This is a genomic window from Streptomyces sp. NPDC045955 (assembly GCF_056430805.1).
On sequence record NZ_JBWKKY010000003.1, the window covers coordinates 209,574 to 229,872 of the forward strand.

Below are 20,299 nucleotides of genomic sequence, written 5' to 3' on the forward strand. Positions count from 1 at the left end.
GCCCGGGCGGCACACGGACTCCGGGCCCGGCGGTGCCGGGCGGGAGCTGGACGGGCCCGGGCGGGCAGCCCGGGGCGTGCGCAAGCGGCCGCGTGAGCCCGGCCGCACCACCGCAAGCCCCCCTGGCACCCAGGACCGACGGACCAGTACGAGGACACCGATGTCTCACCTCCGCGCCCCGGCCGCACGCGCAGACCGCCGTGAGGGCGGGCGGCACGGGCGGCCGGCCGGCCGCACCGCACCCGCGCTGCCCGAGACCCATATACGGCCCCAGCTGCTGCGTCTCGCCGTGCTGCCGCCCGTCGCCGTCGCCCTCAGCGGCTGTGCCGCCGTCCTCTTCACCGTCCGGTCCACCGGGGCGCGGCCGGGGCCGACGCTGTGGGCCGTGCTCTCCGGGGCGGTCTCGGTGACCCTCGTCGGCATCGTCGTCGCCGCGGTGGCCGCCAACCGGGCCGCCCGGTCCGTGCACGACCGCATCGGCGTCCTGCGCCGCACCACCGCGCGGCGCGAGGCCGACCTGCGCGCCCTGGTCGAGGCGCTGCGCCGCGGCGACGTTCCGCCGCAGCCCGGCCCGCAGAGCAGTCCACGCGGCGGCCCCGCCGAGGGCGCAGACGACTTCGAAATCCTCGCCTCCGACCTGACCCGCGCGCACGACGGCGCCGTCACCGCCGTCGTCCAGGCCTCACAGCTCTCCAGTCAGGCGGGCAGCGAACAGAAGCTCGAGGTGTTCGTCAACCTCGCCCGGCGCCTGCAGTCGCTCGTGCACCGCGAGATCTCCATCCTCGACGAGCTGGAGAACGAGATGGAGGACCCCGACCTGCTCAAGGGGCTCTTCCACGTCGACCACCTGGCCACCCGCATCCGCCGCCACGCCGAGAACCTCGCCGTGCTCGGCGGGGCCGTCTCCCGCCGTCAGTGGAGCAACCCGGTCTCCATGACCGAGGTGCTGCGCTCCGCCATCGCCGAGGTCGAGCACTACTCGCGGGTCAAGCTCGTGCCGCCGATCGACGGCACCCTGCGCGGACACGCCGTGGCCGACGTCATCCACCTGCTGGCCGAACTCGTCGAGAACGCCACGGTGTTCTCCGCCCCGCACACGCAGGTGCTGCTGCGCGCCAGCCTCGTCACCTCCGGGCTCGCCGTCGAGGTCGAGGACCGTGGACTGGGCATGCCGCTGGAGGAGCAGACGCGGATGAACGCCCTGCTCGCCGACCCGGACCAGGTGAACGTCGCCCGGCTCCTCGCGGACGGCCGCATCGGGTTGTTCGTCGTCTCGCAGCTGGCCCGGCGGCACGGCATCACCGTCCGCCTCCAGAGCAACATCTATGGCGGAGTGCAGGCGGTGCTCGTCGTGCCGCAGGCGCTGCTGGGGGCGGAAGCGGGCGCGCCCGGGGGCACCGGGCAGGCCGAAGGCGGGGCGGGAGATTCAGGCGGGAGCGGGCCCGAGTCCGGAGCCGGAGCGGTCTCCAGGAGGGGGTCGTCCCGAGCCGAGGGGGCTGTGTCAGGGGTCTCGGCGGTGTACGGGTTCTCCTCCGGGTCGGGTGCCGCGTCCGAAGCGTTGCCGTCGGTATCGCGGACCGCCGGCGGGTCCCGGGCGCACCAGCAGGAGGCCGAACGGGCCTCGGGCGGAAGCCGGCAGAGCGGTCGGCCCGCGCCGCCCCTGCCCGTGCGCGGGACCCATCGGGAGCGGCCCAACCCGGCCGAGGCGAGGCCCGGCATCGGCCCCGACGACCGGCGCATCATCGCCGACAACGTGACCGCGCCGCCCACCCTGCGCAACGGCATGGTGCGCGGCACCATGGACAAGCCCCAACTGCCCCGCCGCCGTGCCCAGGAACACATCGCCCCCCAGTTGCGCGACGGTCCCGCACCGCGCCAGGACTCCGAACTCCTCGTCGGCCACGATCCCGGCCTGATGGCGGCCTTCCAGCGCGGCATCAGCCTCGCCGAGGCCCAGCAGCACATGGAGGCCGGGAACATGGACTGGGGCGACACGGCCCCGTCGACGCACACGGAGTCGGCACACATGGAGTCGGCCCACGTGACGCCGCTCCACAGGGAGCCCGCACCAAGGGAGCCCGCACCAAGGGAGCCCGCACACCGGGGCCCGATCCCCATGGAGCCGGTGCACACCGAGTCCCTCCCCACCGTGGACGCGGCCCGCACCACCGAGGCGCGCGGCGCACGGGACGGTGTGACCGCGTCCCGCCCCGACCACACCACCACCCGGCACGACGGGAGCGCACCCGCCGGATGACCACCTCTCTTTCCACCCGCGTTTCCACCTCCACCCCCAGCGCTCCCGCAGACCTTCGTACCCCAAGGAGTCGATCCACCATGGCGAGCGATGCGCCGACCGCCCATGTATCCGATCTCGACTGGCTGATGAGCGGCCTCGTGCAGCGCGTACCGCACACGAGCGCCGCGGTGCTCCTGTCCTGCGACGGACTCGTGAAGTCCGTGCACGGCCTCGACCCGGACAGTGCCGACCACATGGCCGCCCTGGCCTCCGGCCTGTACTCCCTCGGCCGCAGCGCCGGCGTCCGCTTCGGTGACGGCGGCGACGTCCGGCAGGTCGTGGTCGAACTCGCCTCGACCCTGCTGTTCGTCACCACCGCCGGCTCCGGCACCTGCCTGGCCGTGCTCGCGGGCCGCGAGGCCGACGCGGCCGTCCTCGGCTACGAGATGGCGATGCTGGTCAAGAGCGTCCGCCCGTACCTGGTCACCGCTCCCCGCCAGCAGTCCGTCGAATCCCCGGCGATGAGGCCTTGAGCGTGACGGCGGCCGGTGACGGGCCCTGGCTCGACGACGCGGCCGGGCGGCTGGTGCGCCCGTTCACGGTCAGCAACGGCCGCACCCGTCCCACCGTCGCGCTCGACCTCGTGTCGCAGGTGATGGCCACCGGGGCGAGCCCTCTCGGCTACCTCGGCCCCGAGCACGCGCAGGCGCTCGAACGGTGCCGGGTACCCGTCGCCGTCGCCGAGGTCGCCGCCCATCTGAAGCTGCCGGTGGCCGTCACCAAGGTGCTGCTGGCGGACCTCGTCGACTGCGGGGCGCTGACCACCAAGCCCCCCGCGTTCCACCACAACCCGACGGACCGGGCCCTTCTGGAGGCAGTGCTCGATGGACTACGACGACAGCTCTGACTACGCCGACGCTTCCGGCCACGGCGGCGATCCGTTCCCCACCGCCCTCAAGATCCTGGTGGCGGGCGGGTTCGGCGTGGGCAAGACGACCTTCGTCGGCGCGGTCAGCGAGATCGCGCCGCTCAGCACGGAGGAACTGCTCACCACCGTCGGTGCCGCGACCGACAACCTCGACGGCATCGAGAACAAGGTCGAGACGACCGTGGCCATGGAACTTCGGCCGCATCACGCTCGACCCGAAACACGTGCTGTACCTGTTCGGCACCCCCGGGCAGGAGCGGTTCTGGTTCATGTGGGACGAGTTGTGCGCGGGGGCACTCGGGGCGGTCATCCTCGCCGACACCCGCCGTCTCGAGGAGTGTTTCGCGGCCGTCGACTTCTTCGAACAACGCGGCCTCGGCTTCATCGTCGCCGTCAACGAGTTCGACGGTGCCTACCGCTACGACCCGGGGGAGGTGCGCGCGGCCCTCGACCTGCCCGAGGAGATCCCCGTCGTGTGCTGTGACGCCCGGATCTCCAGCTCCGGGGTCCAGACCCTGCTGACCCTCGTACGCCACCTCATCGCCCATGCGCCGGCCTCCACGACCGGGTATGGCGCCCACATGTGATCCCCCAACACCAGTCAGGAAGCCCGTATATGACGCGTGCCCACAGTCCGGGAGGACGCCCATGAGCTACGACCCGCCGCGCCCGGCCGGTCGTCTGCTGCTCACACCCGAGGACAAGGAGGCCCCCGCCCGCGCCGGCCGACTGCGCCTGCTGGGTCTGGGGGAGCGCCCCGAACCCGCACTCGACGCCTTCGCGCACGGTCTCGCCGAGCTCACCGGGGCGCCGTACGCGATGGTCAACTTCCCGGACGAGCGGGGCCAGTTCTACGCGGGCCTGTACGTGCCGGCCGTCGCGCCGGTGGTGCGGAGCGACGGCACCAGCCCCCGGGTGGGCCGTACTCTGCCCCGCGACCATGGCTTCTGCCCCCATGTGGTGGCGCGACGCAAGGCCCTGGTCCTGGAGGACGTCCACGACTATCCGCGGTTCGCGGGCAATCCGGTGGTCGACGAGTTCGGTATCCGCTCCTATCTGGGAGCACCGCTCATCGACGGTACGGGCCTGGTGCTGGGCACGGTCAGCGTCGCCGACGTCGGGCCCCGGCCGTGGGGGAAGCCGGGCCTGACGGCCATCAAGGACCACGCCGCGCAGCTCGTCGCACAGCTGGAGGGCCGGGACGGCATGCTGCCCTACTGACGCGCCCGGCGTTGCGCAGGGCACGCAGGGGGCGTGAAGGAAAGCTGAGGCGGCGCTTAAGAAAACCTCGATGGACCGGTGCGGCCGGCGTACGGCAGATTGCGGTGCGATTCCACTCCTCTCCCGGCTCAGGGGCTCCTTCGGCGTGCCCGGAGCCGGGACTCACCCCCAGGAGCCGTAGCGGTGAAGGCGCTGGTCAAACAGAAGGCGGAACCCGGGCTGTGGCTCGCGGACGTCCCCGAGCCCGCCGTCGGGCCGGGCGACGTACTGATCAAGGTGCTGCGCACCGGCATCTGCGGCACCGACCTGCACATCAGGGCCTGGGACGGCTGGGCGCGGCAGGCGATCCGCACCCCGCTCGTGGTCGGGCACGAGTTCGTCGGCGAGGTCGTCGAGACCGGGCGGGACGTCATCGACACAGCCGTCGGCGACCGGGTGAGCGGCGAAGGCCACCTGGTGTGCGGCAAGTGCCGCAACTGTCAGGCCGGGCGTCGTCACCTGTGCCGGGCCACCATAGGGCTGGGCGTGGGCCGGGACGGGGCATTCGCGGAGTACGTCGTGCTGCCCGCCGCCAACGTCTGGGTGCACCGGGTGCCCGTCGACCTCGACGTGGCCGCGATCTTCGACCCGTTCGGCAACGCCGTGCACACCGCGCTGTCGTTCCCGCTCGTCGGCGAGGACGTGCTGATCACCGGCGCGGGCCCGATCGGTCTGATGGCCGCCGCCGTGGCCCGGCACGCGGGCGCCCGCAACGTCATGATCACCGACGTCAGCGAGGAGCGGCTGGACCTGGCCCGCAAGGTCGGGGCCAGCCTCGCGCTCAATGTCGCGGACGCCACCATCGCCGACGGGCAGCGCACGCTCGGCCTGCGCGAGGGCTTCGACATCGGCCTGGAGATGTCCGGCCGCCCCGAGGCCATGCGGGACATGATCGCCAACATGACGCACGGCGGCCGGATCGCGATGCTCGGCCTGCCCGCGCAGGAGTTCCCGGTCGACTGGGCCCGGATCGTCACCTCGATGATCACGATCAAGGGCATCTACGGCCGCGAGATGTTCGAGACCTGGTACGCGATGTCCGTGCTGCTGGAAGGCGGCCTCGACCTCGCGCCCGTGATCACCGGCCGGTACGGCTTCCGCGACTTCGAGGCGGCGTTCGCCGACGCGGCGAGCGGCCGCGGCGGCAAGGTCATCCTCGACTGGACCGCGTAACTCCCCCTCACCGCCAAGCACTTCAGGAGCCCTCATGTTCGACTCCGTGCGCGACGACCTGCGCGCCACCCTCGACGAGATCCGCGCCGCCGGACTGCACAAGCCCGAGCGCGTGATCGGCAGCCCGCAGTCCGCCACCGTGAACGTCACCGCGGGCGGCCGACCGGGCGAGGTCCTCAACTTCTGCGCCAACAACTACCTCGGCCTCGCCGACCACCCCGAGGTCGTCGCCGCCGCCCACGAGGCCCTGGACCGCTGGGGCTACGGCATGGCCTCCGTCCGCTTCATCTGCGGCACCCAGGAGGTGCACAAGGAACTGGAGGCGCGGCTGTCGGCGTTCCTCGGCCAGGAGGACACGATCCTGTACTCCTCCTGCTTCGACGCCAACGGCGGTGTGTTCGAGACGCTGCTCGGCCCGGAGGACGCGGTCATCTCCGACGCGCTCAACCACGCGTCGATCATCGACGGCATCCGGCTGTCCAAGGCCCGCCGCCTGCGCTACGCCAACCGCGACCTCGCCGAGCTGGAGGCCCGCCTCAAGGAGGCCTCCGACGCGCGCCGCCGCCTGATCGTCACCGACGGCGTCTTCTCCATGGACGGCTACGTGGCCCCGCTGCGCGAGATCTGCGACCTCGCCGACCGCTACGACGCGATGGTCATGGTCGACGACTCGCACGCCGTCGGCTTCGTCGGCCCCGGCGGCCGCGGCACGCCCGAGCTGCACGGCGTCATGGACCGCGTCGACATCATCACCGGCACCCTCGGCAAGGCGCTCGGCGGTGCCTCCGGCGGCTATGTCGCCGCGCGCGCCGAGATCGTCGCCCTGCTGCGCCAGCGCTCCCGTCCGTACCTCTTCTCGAACACGCTCGCCCCGGTGATCGCGGCGGCTTCGCTCAAGGTGCTCGACCTGCTGGAGTCGGCGGACGATCTGCGCGTCCGGCTCGCCGAGAACACGGCCCTCTTCCGCGGCCGGATGACCGGGGAGGGCTTCGACGTCCTCCCCGGTGACCACCCCATCGCCCCGGTGATGATCGGGGACGCGGCGGTCGCCGGGCGCATGGCGGAGCTGCTGCTGGAGCGCGGCGTGTACGTGATCGGCTTCTCGTACCCGGTGGTGCCGCAGGGCCAGGCCCGGATCCGCGTCCAGCTGTCGGCCGCGCACTCCACGGAGGACGTGAACCGGGCGGTGGACGCCTTCGTGGCGGCCCGGGCGGAGCTGGAGGGCTGAAAACCGCCGCCGACCTGAGAGAATCGATCGCATGATCGAAGCGCGGCGGCTCCACATCCTCCGTGCGGTGGCCGACCACCGTACGGTGACGGCGGCTGCCGCCGCGCTGTACCTGACCCCGTCGGCCGTGTCCCAGCAGCTCGCCGCGCTGGAACAGGAGACCGGGCACCGGCTCGTCGAGCGCGGCGCCAAGGGCGTACGCCTCACCCCCGCCGGCGAGATCCTGCTCAGCCACACCAACGCGGTCCTCGCCCAACTGGAGCGCGCGGAGGCCGAGTTGGCTGCCTACAGCTCGGGAGCGGCCGGCACCGTCACAGTCGCCTCCTTCGCGACCGGCATCGCGCTGGTCGTCGCGCCGGCGGTGGCCCGTCTCGCCGAGTCGGCGCCCGGGATCCACATCCGGGTCCAGGACGCCGAGGGCGACGCCAGCCTGCCGATGGTGCTGGACCGGCAGGTCGACGTCGCCGTCGCCGTCGAGTACCGGGGCGCCCCACCCGCCGACGACCCGCGGCTGACCCACGTACCGCTGTACGCCGAGCCCTTCGACGCGGTCGTCCCGGTCACCCACCGCCTGGCCGACACGGCGGAGGTCCCGCTCGCCGAACTGGCCAAGGACGCGTGGATCGGCCCGTACCCCGGCAACCCCTGCCACGACGTGGTGGTCCTGGCCTGCGAGAACGCCGGCTTCCAGCCCCGCATGGAGCACTCCTCGGACGACTTCCGCGCGGTCGTCGCTCTCGCCTCCGCAGACGCGGGCGTCGCCCTCGTGCCGCGCTCGGCGCTGCGCGGCATGGATCTCGCCGGGGTGGTCGTCCGTCCTGTCGACGGCACGGCGCCCACCCGGCGGGTCTTCGCCGCGGTGCGCCGGGGAGCCGAGGAGCACCCCCTGATCCGCCCGGTGCTGGACGCGCTCGGCGTGGCGGCCCAGGTGTGAGGACTCCTTAAGGCGGTTGTCTCATATTCGGGATATCGTCCCGCATATGAGAAGCGACGATACGCCCGCGATCGACACCCGGCTGGGCGCCCGCCTGGCCGAGCTGCGGACCGAACATCGCTACTCCCTGGGTGAGTTGGCAGACCGCAGCGGAGTGAGCCGGTCCACGCTGTCCCGGGCCGAGCGGGCGGAGATCAGCCCCACGGCCTCCCTCCTGAACCGCCTGTGTGCCGTCTACGGGCGGACCATGTCGCAACTGCTCAGCGAGGTCGAGGCCGAGCCGGCACCCGTGCTGCGGGCCGACGGCCAGCCCGTCTGGCAGGACCAGGCCTCCGGCTTCGTACGGCGGTCCGTGTCACCGCCGCATCCCGCCCTGCGCGGCGAACTCGTCGAGGCCCGCCTCGCACCCGGCGCCGACATCGCCTACGACCGTCCGCCCGTCACCGGCCTGGAGCAGCACATCTGGGTCCTGGAAGGGATCCTCGACGTGACCGTGCAGGAGACTGAGCACCACCTCGGCACCGGTGACTGTCTGCGCATGCGGGTGTGGGGACCGACCCGGTTCCGCTGTGCCGCTCCCGAGGGCGTCCGGTATCTGCTGGCGGTGGTGCGGCCGTGATCCGTCTGGACGAGGATGAACTGCTCCGATCCGCCGGGGCATTGGCGGACCTGCTGACCGACACCGTGAACGGCGGTGCGTCGGTCGGCTTCCTCGCCCCGCTCGACCGTGCCGAGGCCCTCGCCTGGTGGCAGGAACGGGCCGCGGACATGGCGGCGGGCCGGCTCGCCGTGTGGGCGGTGTACGACGCAGGCCGGGTGCTGGGCACCGTGAGCCTGGCCTTCCCCGCCAAGCCGAACAGCCGTCACCGTGCCGAGCTCGTCAAGCTCATGGTGCACCGCGACGCCCGCGGCCGTGGTCTCGGACGCAGGCTCCTGACCACGGCGGAGGGCGCCGCCGCCAAGGTCGGCGTCACGCTCCTGCACCTGGACACCGAGAGCGGCAGCCCCGCCGAGCGTCTGTACCGGTCCGCCGGCTGGACGGCGATCGGCGCGATCCCCGACTACGCGGCGAGCCCCGACGGGGAGCTGCGGCCGACGACGATCTACTACAAGCGCATACCGGCAACCGCTCTCACCAGGTGATTGTCAGTGGCAGCCGCTACCGTGCCTGCCATGCCGGATGCCGAAGACGTACGACGTATCGCCCTGTCCCTGCCGGACACGACGGAGAAGATCGCCTGGAGCATGCCCACGTTCCGGGTCGCGGGGAAGATGTTCGCCACGCTGCCGGAGGACGAGACGTCCATCGCCGTGCGCTGCCCCAAGGAGGAGCGGGACGAACTGGTGCTCGCCGAGCCGGGGAAGTTCTGGATCGCCGACCACGAGGCCCAGTTCGCCTGGGTGCGGGTCCGGCTCGACGCGCTGGAGGACGAGGGCGAACTGCGGGACATCCTGGCCGACTCCTGGCGCCAGGCGGCCCCGACCCGGCTCCTGGAGGCACATCCCCGGCTGGGCCTCCCCGCGGTGGAGTGATTCCCTCGCCCTGACGGACCGCTGCTCATCTCGGCCCCCGGAAACGGATGCGCGATCACCGGCGCGAGTGCGGTATTGTTTCCCTGCGCGTTCGGCCGGGGAATCCCCAGGTCAGATGGGCAACGGGACGTGGCGCAGCTTGGTAGCGCACTTGACTGGGGGTCAAGGGGTCGCAGGTTCAAATCCTGTCGTCCCGACTTGTGAGGTCGCAGGTCGAAGGTCATACCGTGCATGACGGTATGACCTTTTCGTTGTTTCCGTGACGGTCACATCATGATGCAGCCATTGGTGCTGACCGATGAGGACGAAGAGACGGTGCTGGCCAGCAGGTCGGGGCCCCGGTGGCTCGCCCGGACCTTGCGGAAACCTTGCAGGGGCCGCTCCGGGAGGCCGGAGCGGCTGTGTCAGCCGCCCCCGTCGAGGTCGTCGCGGCGGCGCAGCACCGTCAGTTCGTGACCGCTGAGCTCCATCTCGTAGAGCTTCCCACGCGCGTTCTCGAAGGGCCGGTGGAGGATCATCATCAGGCGGCCGTCGAAGGTGTGGAACAGCATGCCGTGGCCGCTGTCGTCGCGGACCAGCGGCCGGTGCTGCCGCCACGGGCCCTGGAGGTCCCCGGACCTCGACACGGCGTAGGTCTGCACGTAGCCGCCGCTGACCGTGCCGTCCGGCCCGGCCGTGTTCTTCTCGTACGTCGACCACAGCATCAGCAGGGACCCGTCAGGGGTGCGGTACAGCTGGGGGCCGTCGGTGATGTACGGCGGCAGCTGGTGCGGTACGCCCGCCGGGATCTGCTCGGCGGTCCAGGGCGCGTCCGAGGCCTTGAAGAGGTACACCGGGTCGCCGGCCGTCCGGGAGAGGTCGGGAGCCAGCCGTACCGCCTCCATCGTTCCGTCGATCGTCTGGAGCCACTCGTGCGCGTACACCATCCAGGGCTGCCCGGCCGGGTCGACGTACAGCGTGCCGTCGAGGGTCATGAGGTGCTCGGGCGGGACGGGGCGGGCCGGGTCGAGCACGGTGAACGGGCCGAGCAGTGAGTCGGAGACGGCCGTGATCGTGCCCCGCATATGGGTCGGGGTCCGGAACGGGACACCCCACGGGTTGGGTGGCGGGACCGGGAGCGGTCGCTTCTCGTCGTGCAGCGTGGTGAAGAGGTAGTACCTGCCCTCCCAGGCGTGCACCTCCGGGGCCCATGCGCCGTCCGTCGCCCAGATGCCCTCCTGCTCGGCCGTCAGGAACACCACGCGGGGGCGCGTCCAGTCGCGCAGGTCGTGGCTGCGGTAGACCATCGTGCCCGTGCCGTCCACGCCCGATACGGAGGGGTCGTTGGACGTGTAGAGGTGGTAGGTGCGCGTCGGTACGTCGGCGACGACGAACGGGTCGTGCAGCGGCATGTCGGGAAGCCGCATCAGCTCACCCCCCGGTGCCGGCCCGCCCTCGTCAGATCGCGCAGCCCGCATGGGCCAGCGCCTGCTTGAGCAGCACCCCGTGACCACCCGGCATCTCGCTCTGCACCGCCTCCGAGACGGCCTCCTGCGGGCTGAACCACACCAGGTCGAGAGCATCCTGCCGAGGCCGGCAGTCGCCCGTCACCGGCACGATGTAGGCGAGGGACACCGCGTGCTGGCGGGGGTCGTGGTACGGCGTGATGCCCTGCGTCGGGAAGTACTCCGCGACCGTGAACGGCTGGAGCGACGCCGGGACGCGGGGCAGCGCGACCGGGCCGAGGTCCTTCTCCAGGTGGCGCAGCAGGGCGTCCCGGACGCGTTCGTGGTGCAGCACGCGGCCGGACACCAGCGTCCGGCTGACCGTCCCGTCGGGGCCGATGCGCAGCAGCACGCCGACACTCGTGACTTCACCGCTGTCGTCGACACGGACCGGGACGGCGTCGACGTACAGGATCGGCATACGGGCGCGTGTCATCTCCAGTTCGTCGGAGGACAGCCAGCCGGGCGTGGTTTCGGTCATGTCAGACATCGCTTGATCATACTTTCAGCCGTTCGGACTTCCTGGATAGCCGCTCGGGAGGAACTGTGACCGGCCACACGCGGTTCAACCGTCCTCCGGGGTGGCATCCGGGAACCGGTAGACCCGCAGGGCGTTGTCCCGGCCCGCCCACCGGGCGATCCGCAGCGCGTCCGGCAGGGACAGCTCGTCGGCGTCCACCCGCTCCTGGAGCAGTTCCGCCAGGCCCTGCCGGAAGGCGAGCGCCCCGAGGTGGAAGAACTCCGGCGCACCATAGGCGTCGGAGCTGTACAGAAGTTTGCGGAACGGTGTGATCTCCAGGGCCTCCGCCAGCACCGCACCGGCCCTGGCCGGGCCGACGTGGTGGAGGGTGAGGCCGACGTCGAGATACACCCGCTCGAAGACCGCCGCGAGGTACGCGGCCTGCCGCTGGTACGGCCAGCAGTGCAGCAACAGGACCGGGATCGTCCCGGCCGTCAGACGCAGCCAGTCCGTGAGGCGGGCCGGGTCGGCCCGGTGCAGCCGGATGTCGTTGTCGCCGAACCCCGTGTGCAGCTGGAGCGGCAGGCCGAGGTCGACGGCGGTCCACAGCAGGTGCCGGATCAGGACCGGGTCGTCCAGCCGGCCGCCGCGGGCCGCCCAGTGCCGGGCGGCGCCGGTGACCTCCGCGTCCGAGGGGCGGGCCGGGTCCAGGCCGAAACCGGTGCGGTAGGCCGCCACCGACTTCACGGCCACCACGCCGGGTTTCCGTACGGCGTCCAGCGCCGCCGCGCGGAAGGCGTCGGCGTAGGCGTCCGGCTCGACCCCCGCGGCGCGGACCGACTCGGCGACGCTCTCCAGCCGCACCACCTCGTACGCCGTCCCGCCCGCGGCCTCGGCGACCTCGCCCGGGGTGGTGAGCCGTTCGGCGGCGAAGCCGGTGTCGACGCAGAAGACGCCCGTGCCCGAGGCGCGCAGGAAGCGCCGCTGCACCTCACGCCGGCCGAGCTGCGAACGCCGGGCCAGGTACTGCTCGACGGGGGCGTGCCGCGGCAGGTCCAGCAGGGGCGCGCAGTGGCGGCGCACGGCCACGCCCACGGGGCTGTCGAAGGGCGAGACACCCGGCCACGCGTCGCCCTCGGTGAGGAGCGGCTCGAAGGCCTCCCGGTCGAGATCGGCGGCCACCGTGCCATGGCAGTGGTGGTCGATCAGGCTCAGCGCGTCGAGCGCTTCGCGGACCGCGCCCACGTCAGTACTTCCACCGGTACGCCGCCGCCACCCGGTCGTCGTCGAACCCGGCGACGGACGCCAGCTCTCCCCGCCGTACGGCGATCACCGCGTCGGCCAGGACCGGGCCGAGAGCCGCCCGCAGCACACCGTCCTCGCGGAACTCCTCGACGGCCTGCTCCAGCGAGACCGGCAGCCGCCGTACGCCCCGGGCCGCCGCCTCCGCCTCGCCCAGCCGCGCCGGGTCCCCGGTGGTCTCCCCGGGCAGGGCGGCGGACGACGTCAGGCCGTCCAGCCCGGCGGCGATCAGGGAGCCGATCGCGAGGTAGGGGTTGGCGGCCAGGTCGACGGGTTTGATCTCCAGGTTGGCCGCCTGGTCGCGCAGGCCCGCGGTGCCCGTGACGACCCGCAGGGCGGTCTCCCGGGTCTCGCGGCCCCACGCGGTGAACACCCCGGCCCACTGGGAGGGCCTGAGCCGCAGATAGCTGGCGGGGCTCGGCGCGGTCACGGCCATGAGACCGGGCAGATGTGCGAGGAGGCCGGCGGTGAACGACTCCGCCCCGGCCGTCATGCCGTACGGGCCCTCGCCCCCGGAGTGCAGATTGACCCCGCCGCGCCAGGCGGAGAGATGGACGTGCCCGCCGTTGCCGACGCCCTGCCCCACGACGGCCGGGGCGAAGGAGACGCGCAGCCCGTGCCGCTGGGCCACCGCGCGGATCGTCTGCCGCACCAGCACGCTGCGGTCGGCAGCCGCCACCGGGTCGACGGCCCCCACCGAGATCTCGAACTGCCCGGCCGCGTACTCGGGATGGACCTGTTCCACGTCGAGCCCCTGGGACGCGCACGCCGCCAGCAGGTCGGCGGCGTAGTCGCTGAGCTCGACCTGCCGCGCCGCCCCGTACGCCGGGCCGGTCGTCGCGGGCACGAACGCGTCACCGGGCGCGTCCCCGCGGGCCAGGGTCCACTCGACCTCCACGGCGGCCTTGAACGTCAGGCCGTGCCGCTCGGCCGCCTCGGCGACGACCCGGCGCAGGAACGTACGCCCGCAGCCGGGATGCCGCTCCCCTTCCTGCGTGACCCGGTCGACCGGTGCCCATGCCCAGCCGGGCTGCGCGGCCAGCACCACGAGCTGGTCGAGGTCCGGGTAGAGACGCAGATCGCCGTCGGGGGAGCCGAGGACGTCGGTGGTGACGATGGAGTCGTTCCCCAGGAACGTGTCGAACACCGGGGACATGCCGATACCCCAGGCCGCGGCGGAGGCGAGCCGGGCCGTCGGGATCGTCTTCACCCTGCCGATGCCCGCGGTGTCGACGTAGGACAGCACGATGCCGTGCACCCCCCGCCCCGACAGCTCGCCGCTCAGCGCGGTGGCCCGCTCGACATCGCCGGGACGGCCGCCGGGCACCGGATCGGCCAGGGTCGTCATACGTCCTCCTCGATACGTCCTCCTCGACGGGACGGTCGCCGGGGGTCAGGCCTTGACGGCCACCGCGCCGTACTGCGGCACCAGCACGGCCGAGCCGGCGTCGGCACGCCACTGGCCGCACGACACCAGGCCCGGTTCGAGCAGCTCCAGACCGTCGAAGAACGCGGCGATGTCCGCGCCGCTGCGGGCGGTGATCGGGGGAGTGGCGTTCTCGTTCCAGAACTTCATGGCCGGGATCTGCCCCGCGCCGCCGAGCTCGTCGTCGTGGGTGGGGTGGGTGAGGACCAGGTAGCTGCCGGAGGGGACCGCGGCCATCACCCGGCGCACGATGTCCCGGGCCTTCTCGGTGTCCAGGACGAAGTTGAGGATGCCCAGCATCATGACGGCGACGGGCCGGGCGAGGTCGAGGGTGTGCCCGGCCTGTTCGAGGATGGCGTCCGGGTCGTGCACGTCGGCGTCGATGTAGGCGGTGGCGCCGTCGGAGGTGCCGGTCAGCAGGGTGCGGGCGTGCACCAGCACGATCGGGTCGTTGTCGACGTAGACGATCCGGGAGTCGGGCGCGAGCCGCTGGGCGATCTCGTGGGTGTTGGCCGCCGTCGGCAGCCCCGTGCCGATGTCGAGGAACTGCCGCACTCCGCGCTCGCCGGCCAGGAACGACACGGCCCGGCCCAGGAAGTCCCGGTCCGCGCGGGCGATGTCCCGGATGATCGGGAACATGCCGGCCACCTGCTCGCCGACCTGCTGGTCGACCTCGTAGTTGTCCTTGCCGCCGATCCAGTAGTTCCACACGCGCGCGTTGTGCGCCACACCGGTGTTCAGCCGCGCCGAGCCGCTCGGCGGTGTGTGGCTCTCACTCACGTCTCTTCCTCTCCTCGCACGAGCGACCGGTACCGGTCATCGCCGCCATTGTGCCGCTCCGATGATCACCTGTCCCCGGAATCGGCAGAAGCCCGGGGGCGTGGACACGCGGTGGGGAGAGCCGTGGAATGGGTTACTCGACCTCGCCGGGGTCCGGGGAGGGCGTCCTGCCGGCCAGCACGTCCTTCAGGCGCTGGGTACCGAGCCGCACCGCCTGCCCGACGGAGTCGCTCTCGCCCCCGTCCAGCCCGCCCGCCGTGACGGTGATCGCGTCGTCGCCGACGCGTACCGCGGCGACGTCCAGGGTCAGCGTGGCCTGCGTGCCGCCGGTGGTCCCCCGTACCGTCACACGCAGGCCCTCGCGGGCGTCGCCCACACCGGGCAGCGAGGTCTCGACGACCTGCACGGTGCGCTGTTCGCCCTCGTCGGTGACGGTGAACTGGTCGCACTTCTCCGGCAGGTTCGCCATCCAGTTCAAGGAGTCCTGCGGGCCGGCCGGTTCGTACGAGGCGACCTGGTACAGCAGGCGCGAGTCGCCCTGCTCGAAGCCGCGCAGTCCGGACGCTCCGGACGGCCTGCCCAGCAGATCGTCGTCGTAGAGGGAGTCGAGGAGCCGCTGACAGTCTGCGGCCTGGGCCTTGGCGGTGAGGAAGTCGGAGACGTCGACCCTGCCGATGAGCAGGCTGTCGTGCCAGTTCTCGGCCTCCGTGTCCTTGACCTGGGTCCAGTCGTCCTCGATGTCCGCCTCGGTGATCAGCGCGGTCCGTGCGCCGTCCGTGGTGAGGGTGGCGGTCGGTGAGGGGGTCTGCCGCTTCCCGGCGACCTGTGACGCGGCCACGTCCGAGACACGCGAGCCGTCCGTGTCGCCGTCGTCCGAGCAGGCGGCGGTGGCCAGCAGCGTGCCCGCCGCCAGGGCGGAGGAGAGAACACGGACGAGCCGGTTCGGACGACGGGTCATCGGGAGAGCCTCCTGAGAGCGTGACGCGTGCCCTCAGCGCACCACCGGCACCGACGGCCCACCACCGGCACCGGACTGTTCGGGTGAGCGCCGCCCGCGGCGCGGGCGCCTTCACGCTCCGGCCCGGGCGTGCCCGTTCTGCCAGGCCCAGGCCGCGTTCTCGGCGTTGGTCCGGCCGAGGGCGACCAGGCGGACCACGTCCGGCTCCCGCTGCGTCAGCGGCTCCCGGAGCGGCGGCGCGGGGGCCGGGGCAGCCGGTCGTGGCGCGGTGGCGGCGGCCGTCGGCGCGGTGACGTGCGTGAGCAGCCGGACCGTGACCGACGGGGAGACCAGCGAGTCGCCCGCGGCGGCGGCTTCGGCCTCGTCGGCCTGACGGAACGCGTGACGGCGCTGGGCGGCGGACTGCGTGCCGGGCCGCGGGCGGGGGAGGGCGAGGGGTGGCGGGTGACGGCGACGTTCCCGCCGGCGAGGAGCTGAGGGAAGCGGGGCGGCGGGCTCGCTCGCGTGTGCGCCGTCTCTGGCGTGGCGCACCCCACCGGCTGTTCAATGAGGCTGCACACCCGCTCACTGGGGAGAGGAGCCGCCCGTGTCCCCCGCCGTCGTGCCGCCCGTCGGTGCGCGCATCCGGCAGGCGCGTCTGGAGCGCGGGACGAGCCTGCGCGCGCTCGCCCGGGAGGCCGGCGTGTCGGCGAGCCTCGTGTCGCAGATCGAGACCGGCAAGAGCCAGCCCTCCGTCAGCACGCTGTACGCGATCACGACGGCCCTGGGCATCTCCGTCGAGTCCCTCTTCGACGCGCGGGAGAGCGCCGGACTCCCGCAGCACGGAGCGCCCCCGCCCATGGCGGCGGCCTCCGGCACCGTCCTGCACGCCCTGGCCGCCTTCGCCGCCGACCCGGGGCGGCGGATCGGCCCGCTGGTCGGCGCCGGTGAGCGCGAGACACTGGAGCTGGACTCGGGCGTCGTCTGGGAGCGCCTGGGCCGGGTGCCGGGCGTGGACGTCGACTTCCTGCTGGTGACCTACCGGCCCGGCGGCTCCTCCTCCGGCTCCGGCGCCCTGATGCGGCACTCCGGCACCGAATACGGCTATCTGACCTCCGGCGAACTGATCCTCACCCTCGGTTTCGACGAGTACACCGTGCGCCCGGGCGACGCCGTCTCCTTCGAGTCGACGACCCCCCACCGTTACCGCAACGATGGAGAGGTACCGGCTGTCGGTGTCTGGTTCGTGTCCGGCGATGTTCAGTGACACTTGACACCCGCAGGACCCGGGCGTTCACTCCGAAGTGGGGGTGGTCGCCATGGCGATCCGCACATACGGCCCCAACGCCGTCGACTGGGAAGAGCGCGTCGACCTGGACCGGCTGCGCGGACAGCGCCTGGCCCGGCTGCACGAGTCCCTGAACGGCTCCGAGCTCGGCGCGCTGCTCAGCTTCGACTTCGCCAACATCCGCTACATGACCGCCACGCACATCGGCACCTGGGCGATGGACAAGCTGATCCGCTTCGCCCTCCTGGTGCGCGACGGCGAACCCGTCGTCTGGGACTTCGGTTCCGCCGCCCGCCACCACCAGCTGTACAACCCGTGGCTCGACTACAGCGACGGCAAGGGCGGCCCGCCCACCGGGGCCCGCGCCGGCATCTCCACCCTGCGCGGCGCCTTCCACCCGGACGCGGGCATCGCGCAGGACGTGGCCGCCAAGATCGCCGCCGAGCTGCGCGACCACGGGCTGGCGAACGAACCGCTCGGCGTCGACGTCGCCGAGATGCCCGTCCTCGCCGCCCTGCGCGCCGAGGGCATCGACGTGGTCGACGGGCAGCAGGTCTTCCTGGAGGCCCGCCGGATCAAGACCGGCGACGAGATCGCGCTGCTCACCCAGGCCTGCGCCATGGTCGACGCGGCCTACGAGGAGCTGTACGGGTATCTGCGCCCGGGCGTGCGCGAGAACGAGTGCGTCGGGGTCGTGGCCAAGGTCCTGTACGACCTCGGCAGCGAGTACGTCGAGGGCGTCAACGCCATCTCGGGCGAGCGCTGTTCACCGCACCCGCACGTCTACAGCGACCGCCTGGTCCGCCCCGGCGACCCCGCCTTCTTCGACATCCTGCACAGCCACCTCGGCTATCGCACCTGCTACTACCGCACGTTCGCCGTGGGCAGCGCCTCCCGTGCGCAGCGGGACGCCTATGTGCGCTGCCGCGCCTACATGGACCAGGCGATCGCGCTCGTCCGGCCCGGCGCGAGCACCGCCGACATCGTGCGGGTGTGGCCGCGCGCGGAGGAGTTCGGCTTCGCCGACGAGACCGCCGCGTTCGCCCTCCAGTACGGGCACGGCGTCGGACTGTCGATCTGGGAGAAGCCGATCTTCAGCCGCCTGGTCTCCCTCGACCACCCCGAAGTCCTCGAAGAGGGCATGGTGTTCGCCCTGGAGACCTACTGGCCGGCCGCCGACGGCTGGTCCGCCGCCCGGATCGAGGAGGAGCTCGTCGTCACCGCCGACGGCTGCGAGGTCATCACCAAGTTCCCCGCCGAGGAACTGCTGGTGGCCGGGCGCAAGTACTGGACGGTGGGCGGTGAGCTGAACACCCGCCGGGAAGCGCAGTCCCATCTCAACACCTCTCGTGACGAGGGAGCGGACTGATGGACGCCGCCGGGCTCCTCGCCTGCTACGAGCGGATGGCCGTCATCCGCCGTACGGAGAAGGCCGCCCACGACCTGTTCCTCCAGGGCCTGGTGAAGGGCACCACCCATCTCGCCGCCGGGCAGGAGGCGATCGCCGTGGGTGCGAGCGCCGCCCTGCGCCCGGACGACTATGTGTTCGCCACCTACAGGGGCCACCACCACGCCCTCGCCCGGGGCGCCACGCCCGAGGAGTGCCTCGCCGAGCTGATGAGCCGGGCGACCGGGCTGTGCAGGGCCAAGGGCGGCTCCATGCACCTGACCAAGGCGGCCACCGGCATGCTCGGCTCGTACGCCATCGTCGGATCCCACCTCCCGATGGCGGTCGGCGCGGCCTGGTCGGCCCGGCTGCGCGGCACGGACCAGCTGGCGGTCGCCTTCTTCGGTGACGGCGCGACCAACATCGGCGCCTTCCACGAGTCGCTCAACCTGGCCGCCGTGTGGAAGCTGCCGGTGCTGTTCGTGTGCGAGAACAACCTGTACATGGAGTACACGCCGATCGCCGACGTCACGGCGGTGGCCCGGCCCGCCGCCGACCGGGCGCCCGCCCACGGCATCCCGGGCGAGGCCGTCGACGGCAACGACGTCGAGGCCGTCGAGGAGGCGGTGACGCGGCTCGCGCGGCGGGCCCGGGCGGGGGACGGGCCCGCCGTCCTGGAGGCCGAGACCTACCGGCACTTCGGGCACAGCCGCACCGACCCGGCCGCCTACCGTCCGGCCGAGGAGGTCGAACGGTGGCTCAAGCACGACCCGCTGGACCTCGCCCGGGGGCGGCTCGCCGAGCTGGGGGCCGGGGCGCGGGCGGTGGCGGAGGCCGACGAGCGTGCCAGGGCCGTCGTGGAGCGGGCCGTCGAGGCGGCGAAGGCCGGGCCGCCGCCCGATCCGCGGGAGGCGCTGACCGACGTGTGGGCGGACGGAGGTGCCGCATGGCGGACGTGATCACCTACCGGGAAGCGGTCGCCGAGGGCATCGCGCGCGAGATGCGCCGGGACACGTCGGTCGTGTGCCTCGGGGAGGACATCGCCGCGGCCGGCGGCGTGTTCAAGACGACCGTGGGCCTGCTGAAGGAGTTCGGGCCGGAGCGGGTGTGGGACACGCCCATATCCGAGCAGGCCATCGTGGGGGCGGCGATGGGCGCCGCGATGACCGGGATGCGGCCCGTCGTGGAGATCATGTTCTCCGACTTCCTGGCCTGCTGCTGGGACTACCTCGCCAACGAGATCCCCAAGGTCCGCTACATGACCGGCGGCCAGGTGACGGTGCCCCTGGTCGTGCGCACCGCCAACGGCGGCGGGCTCGGCTTCGGCGCCCAGCACTCCCAGGCCACCGAGAACTGGGCACTGACCGTCCCCGGCCTGAAGATCGCGGCACCGGCCACACCCGCCGACGTCATCGGCATGATGGCGGCGGCGATCCGCAGCGACGACCCCGTGGTCTTCTTCGAGCACAAGGCCCTCCTGGCCACCAAAGGGCCACCGCCACCTCCTGACCATGTCGCCGAGCTGGGCCGGGCCGCCGTCGTACGCGAGGGCGCCGACGTCACGCTCGTCGCGCTCGCCTCGACGGTGCCCCTGGCGCAGAAGGCCGCCGACGTGCTGTCGGGGGAGGGGATCGAGGCGGAGGTGATCGACCTGCGCTGCCTGGTCCCGCTGGACGCCGCGACCGTCCTCGCCTCACTGAGCAAGACCTCGCGGCTCGTCACCGTCGAGGAGAACCCGTACCAGGGCGGCTGGGGCGGCACCGTCGTCTCGATCGTCGCCGACGAGGGCTTCGGCCTGCTGGACGCGCCCGTGCGGCGGGTGGCGGGGGAGTGCGTCCCGCTGCCGTTCGCCGACGCGCTGGAGGATCAGGTCATCCCCACCGCCGACAAGGTCGTCACGGCGGTCCGCGCACTCGCCGCCTATTGAGCCGCCCGCCCAC

The 20,299-nt window shown here is 72.6% G+C and carries 21 protein-coding genes, 1 tRNA gene and 1 pseudogene; 16 read left to right on the forward strand and 7 right to left on the reverse strand.

Annotation, left to right across the window (positions count from 1 at the left end; translation table 11 throughout):
* Window positions 1-160: 160 nt before the first annotated feature.
* From AC07F0_RS07355 to AC07F0_RS07410, 12 genes and pseudogenes are all read left to right on the forward strand, one after another.
* Entirely contained in the window at window positions 161-2,257 is a 2,097-nt protein-coding gene (locus tag AC07F0_RS07355; RefSeq protein ID WP_478975405.1) for a sensor histidine kinase, read from the forward strand.
* A gap of 80 nt (window positions 2,258-2,337) precedes the next feature.
* Window positions 2,338-2,772, forward strand: a complete 435-nt coding sequence (locus tag AC07F0_RS07360) for a roadblock/LC7 domain-containing protein (protein ID WP_086564018.1) — start codon at window positions 2,338-2,340, stop codon at window positions 2,770-2,772.
* Between the two features lie 2 nt (window positions 2,773-2,774).
* Window positions 2,775-3,146: a DUF742 domain-containing protein gene (locus AC07F0_RS07365; protein ID WP_436725850.1), complete on the forward strand. Its 372-nt coding sequence runs from the start codon at window positions 2,775-2,777 to the stop codon at window positions 3,144-3,146.
* Window positions 3,124-3,754 (forward strand): annotated as a pseudogene (locus tag AC07F0_RS07370) (GTP-binding protein). The gene AC07F0_RS07365 and the pseudogene AC07F0_RS07370 overlap by 23 nt, the downstream one beginning before the upstream one ends.
* A 61-nt stretch (window positions 3,755-3,815) precedes the next feature.
* Window positions 3,816-4,388 carry a GAF domain-containing protein gene (locus AC07F0_RS07375; protein ID WP_478975408.1) on the forward strand — a complete coding sequence of 191 codons (573 nt, stop codon included), beginning with the start codon at window positions 3,816-3,818 and terminating at the stop codon, window positions 4,386-4,388.
* A 183-nt stretch (window positions 4,389-4,571) separates the two neighbouring features.
* Window positions 4,572-5,600 carry an L-threonine 3-dehydrogenase gene (gene tdh / locus AC07F0_RS07380; protein ID WP_478975411.1) on the forward strand — a complete coding sequence of 343 codons (1,029 nt, stop codon included), beginning with the start codon at window positions 4,572-4,574 and terminating at the stop codon, window positions 5,598-5,600.
* 34 nt (window positions 5,601-5,634) lie between these two features.
* Window positions 5,635-6,828 carry a glycine C-acetyltransferase gene (locus AC07F0_RS07385; protein ID WP_478975414.1) on the forward strand — a complete coding sequence of 398 codons (1,194 nt, stop codon included), beginning with the start codon at window positions 5,635-5,637 and terminating at the stop codon, window positions 6,826-6,828.
* Window positions 6,829-6,859: 31 nt separating this feature from the next.
* Window positions 6,860-7,762, forward strand: coding sequence for a LysR family transcriptional regulator (locus AC07F0_RS07390; RefSeq protein ID WP_478975417.1), 903 nt, complete (start codon window positions 6,860-6,862; stop codon window positions 7,760-7,762).
* 46 nt (window positions 7,763-7,808) lie between these two features.
* On the forward strand, window positions 7,809-8,381 hold the full coding sequence (locus AC07F0_RS07395; RefSeq protein WP_478975419.1) for a helix-turn-helix domain-containing protein: 573 nt from the start codon (window positions 7,809-7,811) through the stop codon (window positions 8,379-8,381).
* Window positions 8,378-8,905 (forward strand): N-acetyltransferase family protein, encoded by a 528-nt coding sequence (locus AC07F0_RS07400; protein WP_478975422.1) that lies wholly within the window; start codon window positions 8,378-8,380, stop codon window positions 8,903-8,905. Before AC07F0_RS07395 ends, AC07F0_RS07400 begins: the two co-directional genes overlap by 4 nt.
* A 30-nt stretch (window positions 8,906-8,935) precedes the next feature.
* The gene (locus AC07F0_RS07405) at window positions 8,936-9,295 is read left to right on the forward strand and encodes an MmcQ/YjbR family DNA-binding protein (RefSeq protein WP_478975425.1); all 360 of its coding nucleotides are present in this window, start codon (window positions 8,936-8,938) and stop codon (window positions 9,293-9,295) included.
* Between the two features lie 123 nt (window positions 9,296-9,418).
* Window positions 9,419-9,492: transfer RNA gene (locus tag AC07F0_RS07410), tRNA-Pro, on the forward strand.
* Between the two features lie 207 nt (window positions 9,493-9,699).
* Here AC07F0_RS07410 and AC07F0_RS07415 read toward each other — a convergent pair.
* The 7 genes from AC07F0_RS07415 to AC07F0_RS07445 all read right to left on the reverse strand — a co-directional run bounded on the left by AC07F0_RS07415 (window position 9,700) and on the right by AC07F0_RS07445 (window position 16,236).
* The gene (locus AC07F0_RS07415; protein ID WP_478975428.1) at window positions 9,700-10,701 is read right to left on the reverse strand and encodes a glycoside hydrolase family 43 protein; all 1,002 of its coding nucleotides are present in this window, start codon (window positions 10,699-10,701) and stop codon (window positions 9,700-9,702) included.
* Between the two features lie 31 nt (window positions 10,702-10,732).
* Window positions 10,733-11,269, reverse strand: a complete 537-nt coding sequence (locus tag AC07F0_RS07420; protein WP_436725840.1) for an NUDIX hydrolase family protein — start codon at window positions 11,267-11,269, stop codon at window positions 10,733-10,735.
* A 75-nt stretch (window positions 11,270-11,344) separates the two neighbouring features.
* Window positions 11,345-12,484: an amidohydrolase family protein gene (locus AC07F0_RS07425; protein WP_478975431.1), complete on the reverse strand. Its 1,140-nt coding sequence runs from the start codon at window positions 12,482-12,484 to the stop codon at window positions 11,345-11,347.
* 1 nt (window position 12,485) lies between these two features.
* On the reverse strand, window positions 12,486-13,889 hold the full coding sequence (locus tag AC07F0_RS07430) for a type I glutamate--ammonia ligase (protein ID WP_478975434.1): 1,404 nt from the start codon (window positions 13,887-13,889) through the stop codon (window positions 12,486-12,488).
* A 45-nt stretch (window positions 13,890-13,934) separates the two neighbouring features.
* Window positions 13,935-14,747 (reverse strand): SAM-dependent methyltransferase, encoded by an 813-nt coding sequence (locus tag AC07F0_RS07435; protein WP_478975437.1) that lies wholly within the window; start codon window positions 14,745-14,747, stop codon window positions 13,935-13,937.
* A 133-nt stretch (window positions 14,748-14,880) separates the two neighbouring features.
* A complete protein-coding gene (locus AC07F0_RS07440; protein ID WP_478975440.1) occupies window positions 14,881-15,705 on the reverse strand; it encodes a hypothetical protein in 825 nt (274 codons plus the stop codon).
* A 111-nt stretch (window positions 15,706-15,816) separates the two neighbouring features.
* Complete coding sequence (locus tag AC07F0_RS07445; protein WP_478975443.1) at window positions 15,817-16,236, reverse strand: hypothetical protein; 420 nt, start codon at window positions 16,234-16,236, stop codon at window positions 15,817-15,819.
* Window positions 16,237-16,291: 55 nt separating this feature from the next.
* On the opposite strand from AC07F0_RS07445, the gene AC07F0_RS07450 reads away from it, so the two are divergent.
* From AC07F0_RS07450 to AC07F0_RS07465, 4 genes are read left to right on the forward strand one after another with little or no spacing between them, the layout of a single operon-like run.
* The gene (locus AC07F0_RS07450) at window positions 16,292-16,951 is read left to right on the forward strand and encodes a helix-turn-helix domain-containing protein (protein ID WP_478975446.1); all 660 of its coding nucleotides are present in this window, start codon (window positions 16,292-16,294) and stop codon (window positions 16,949-16,951) included.
* A gap of 52 nt (window positions 16,952-17,003) precedes the next feature.
* A complete protein-coding gene (locus tag AC07F0_RS07455) occupies window positions 17,004-18,341 on the forward strand; it encodes a M24 family metallopeptidase (protein ID WP_478975448.1) in 1,338 nt (445 codons plus the stop codon).
* Complete coding sequence (locus AC07F0_RS07460) at window positions 18,341-19,318, forward strand: thiamine pyrophosphate-dependent dehydrogenase E1 component subunit alpha (protein WP_478975451.1); 978 nt, start codon at window positions 18,341-18,343, stop codon at window positions 19,316-19,318. Before AC07F0_RS07455 ends, AC07F0_RS07460 begins: the two co-directional genes overlap by 1 nt.
* Window positions 19,306-20,286 (forward strand): alpha-ketoacid dehydrogenase subunit beta, encoded by a 981-nt coding sequence (locus AC07F0_RS07465; RefSeq protein WP_478975453.1) that lies wholly within the window; start codon window positions 19,306-19,308, stop codon window positions 20,284-20,286. The genes AC07F0_RS07460 and AC07F0_RS07465 overlap by 13 nt, the downstream gene beginning before the upstream one ends.
* Window positions 20,287-20,299: the final 13 nt, after the last annotated feature.

Excerpts from the sequence above, each read along its gene's own strand:
- AC07F0_RS07405 (WP_478975425.1), top strand. The coding sequence starts at position 8,936 with ATGCCGGATGCCGAAGACGTACGACGTATCGCCCTGTCCCTGCCGGAC.
- AC07F0_RS07360 (WP_086564018.1), top strand. The coding sequence starts at position 2,338 with ATGGCGAGCGATGCGCCGACCGCCCATGTATCCGATCTCGACTGGCTG.
- AC07F0_RS07460 (WP_478975451.1), top strand. The coding sequence starts at position 18,341 with ATGGACGCCGCCGGGCTCCTCGCCTGCTACGAGCGGATGGCCGTCATC.
- AC07F0_RS07430 (WP_478975434.1), bottom strand. The coding sequence starts at position 13,889 with ATGACGACCCTGGCCGATCCGGTGCCCGGCGGCCGTCCCGGCGATGTC.
- AC07F0_RS07465 (WP_478975453.1), top strand. The coding sequence starts at position 19,306 with ATGGCGGACGTGATCACCTACCGGGAAGCGGTCGCCGAGGGCATCGCG.
- AC07F0_RS07390 (WP_478975417.1), top strand. The coding sequence starts at position 6,860 with ATGATCGAAGCGCGGCGGCTCCACATCCTCCGTGCGGTGGCCGACCAC.
- AC07F0_RS07385 (WP_478975414.1), top strand. The coding sequence starts at position 5,635 with ATGTTCGACTCCGTGCGCGACGACCTGCGCGCCACCCTCGACGAGATC.
- AC07F0_RS07355 (WP_478975405.1), top strand. The coding sequence starts at position 161 with ATGTCTCACCTCCGCGCCCCGGCCGCACGCGCAGACCGCCGTGAGGGC.
- AC07F0_RS07395 (WP_478975419.1), top strand. The coding sequence starts at position 7,809 with ATGAGAAGCGACGATACGCCCGCGATCGACACCCGGCTGGGCGCCCGC.
- AC07F0_RS07375 (WP_478975408.1), top strand. The coding sequence starts at position 3,816 with ATGAGCTACGACCCGCCGCGCCCGGCCGGTCGTCTGCTGCTCACACCC.
- AC07F0_RS07420 (WP_436725840.1), bottom strand. The coding sequence starts at position 11,269 with ATGTCTGACATGACCGAAACCACGCCCGGCTGGCTGTCCTCCGACGAA.
- AC07F0_RS07415 (WP_478975428.1), bottom strand. The coding sequence starts at position 10,701 with ATGCGGCTTCCCGACATGCCGCTGCACGACCCGTTCGTCGTCGCCGAC.
- AC07F0_RS07440 (WP_478975440.1), bottom strand. The coding sequence starts at position 15,705 with ATGACCCGTCGTCCGAACCGGCTCGTCCGTGTTCTCTCCTCCGCCCTG.
- AC07F0_RS07455 (WP_478975448.1), top strand. The coding sequence starts at position 17,004 with ATGGCGATCCGCACATACGGCCCCAACGCCGTCGACTGGGAAGAGCGC.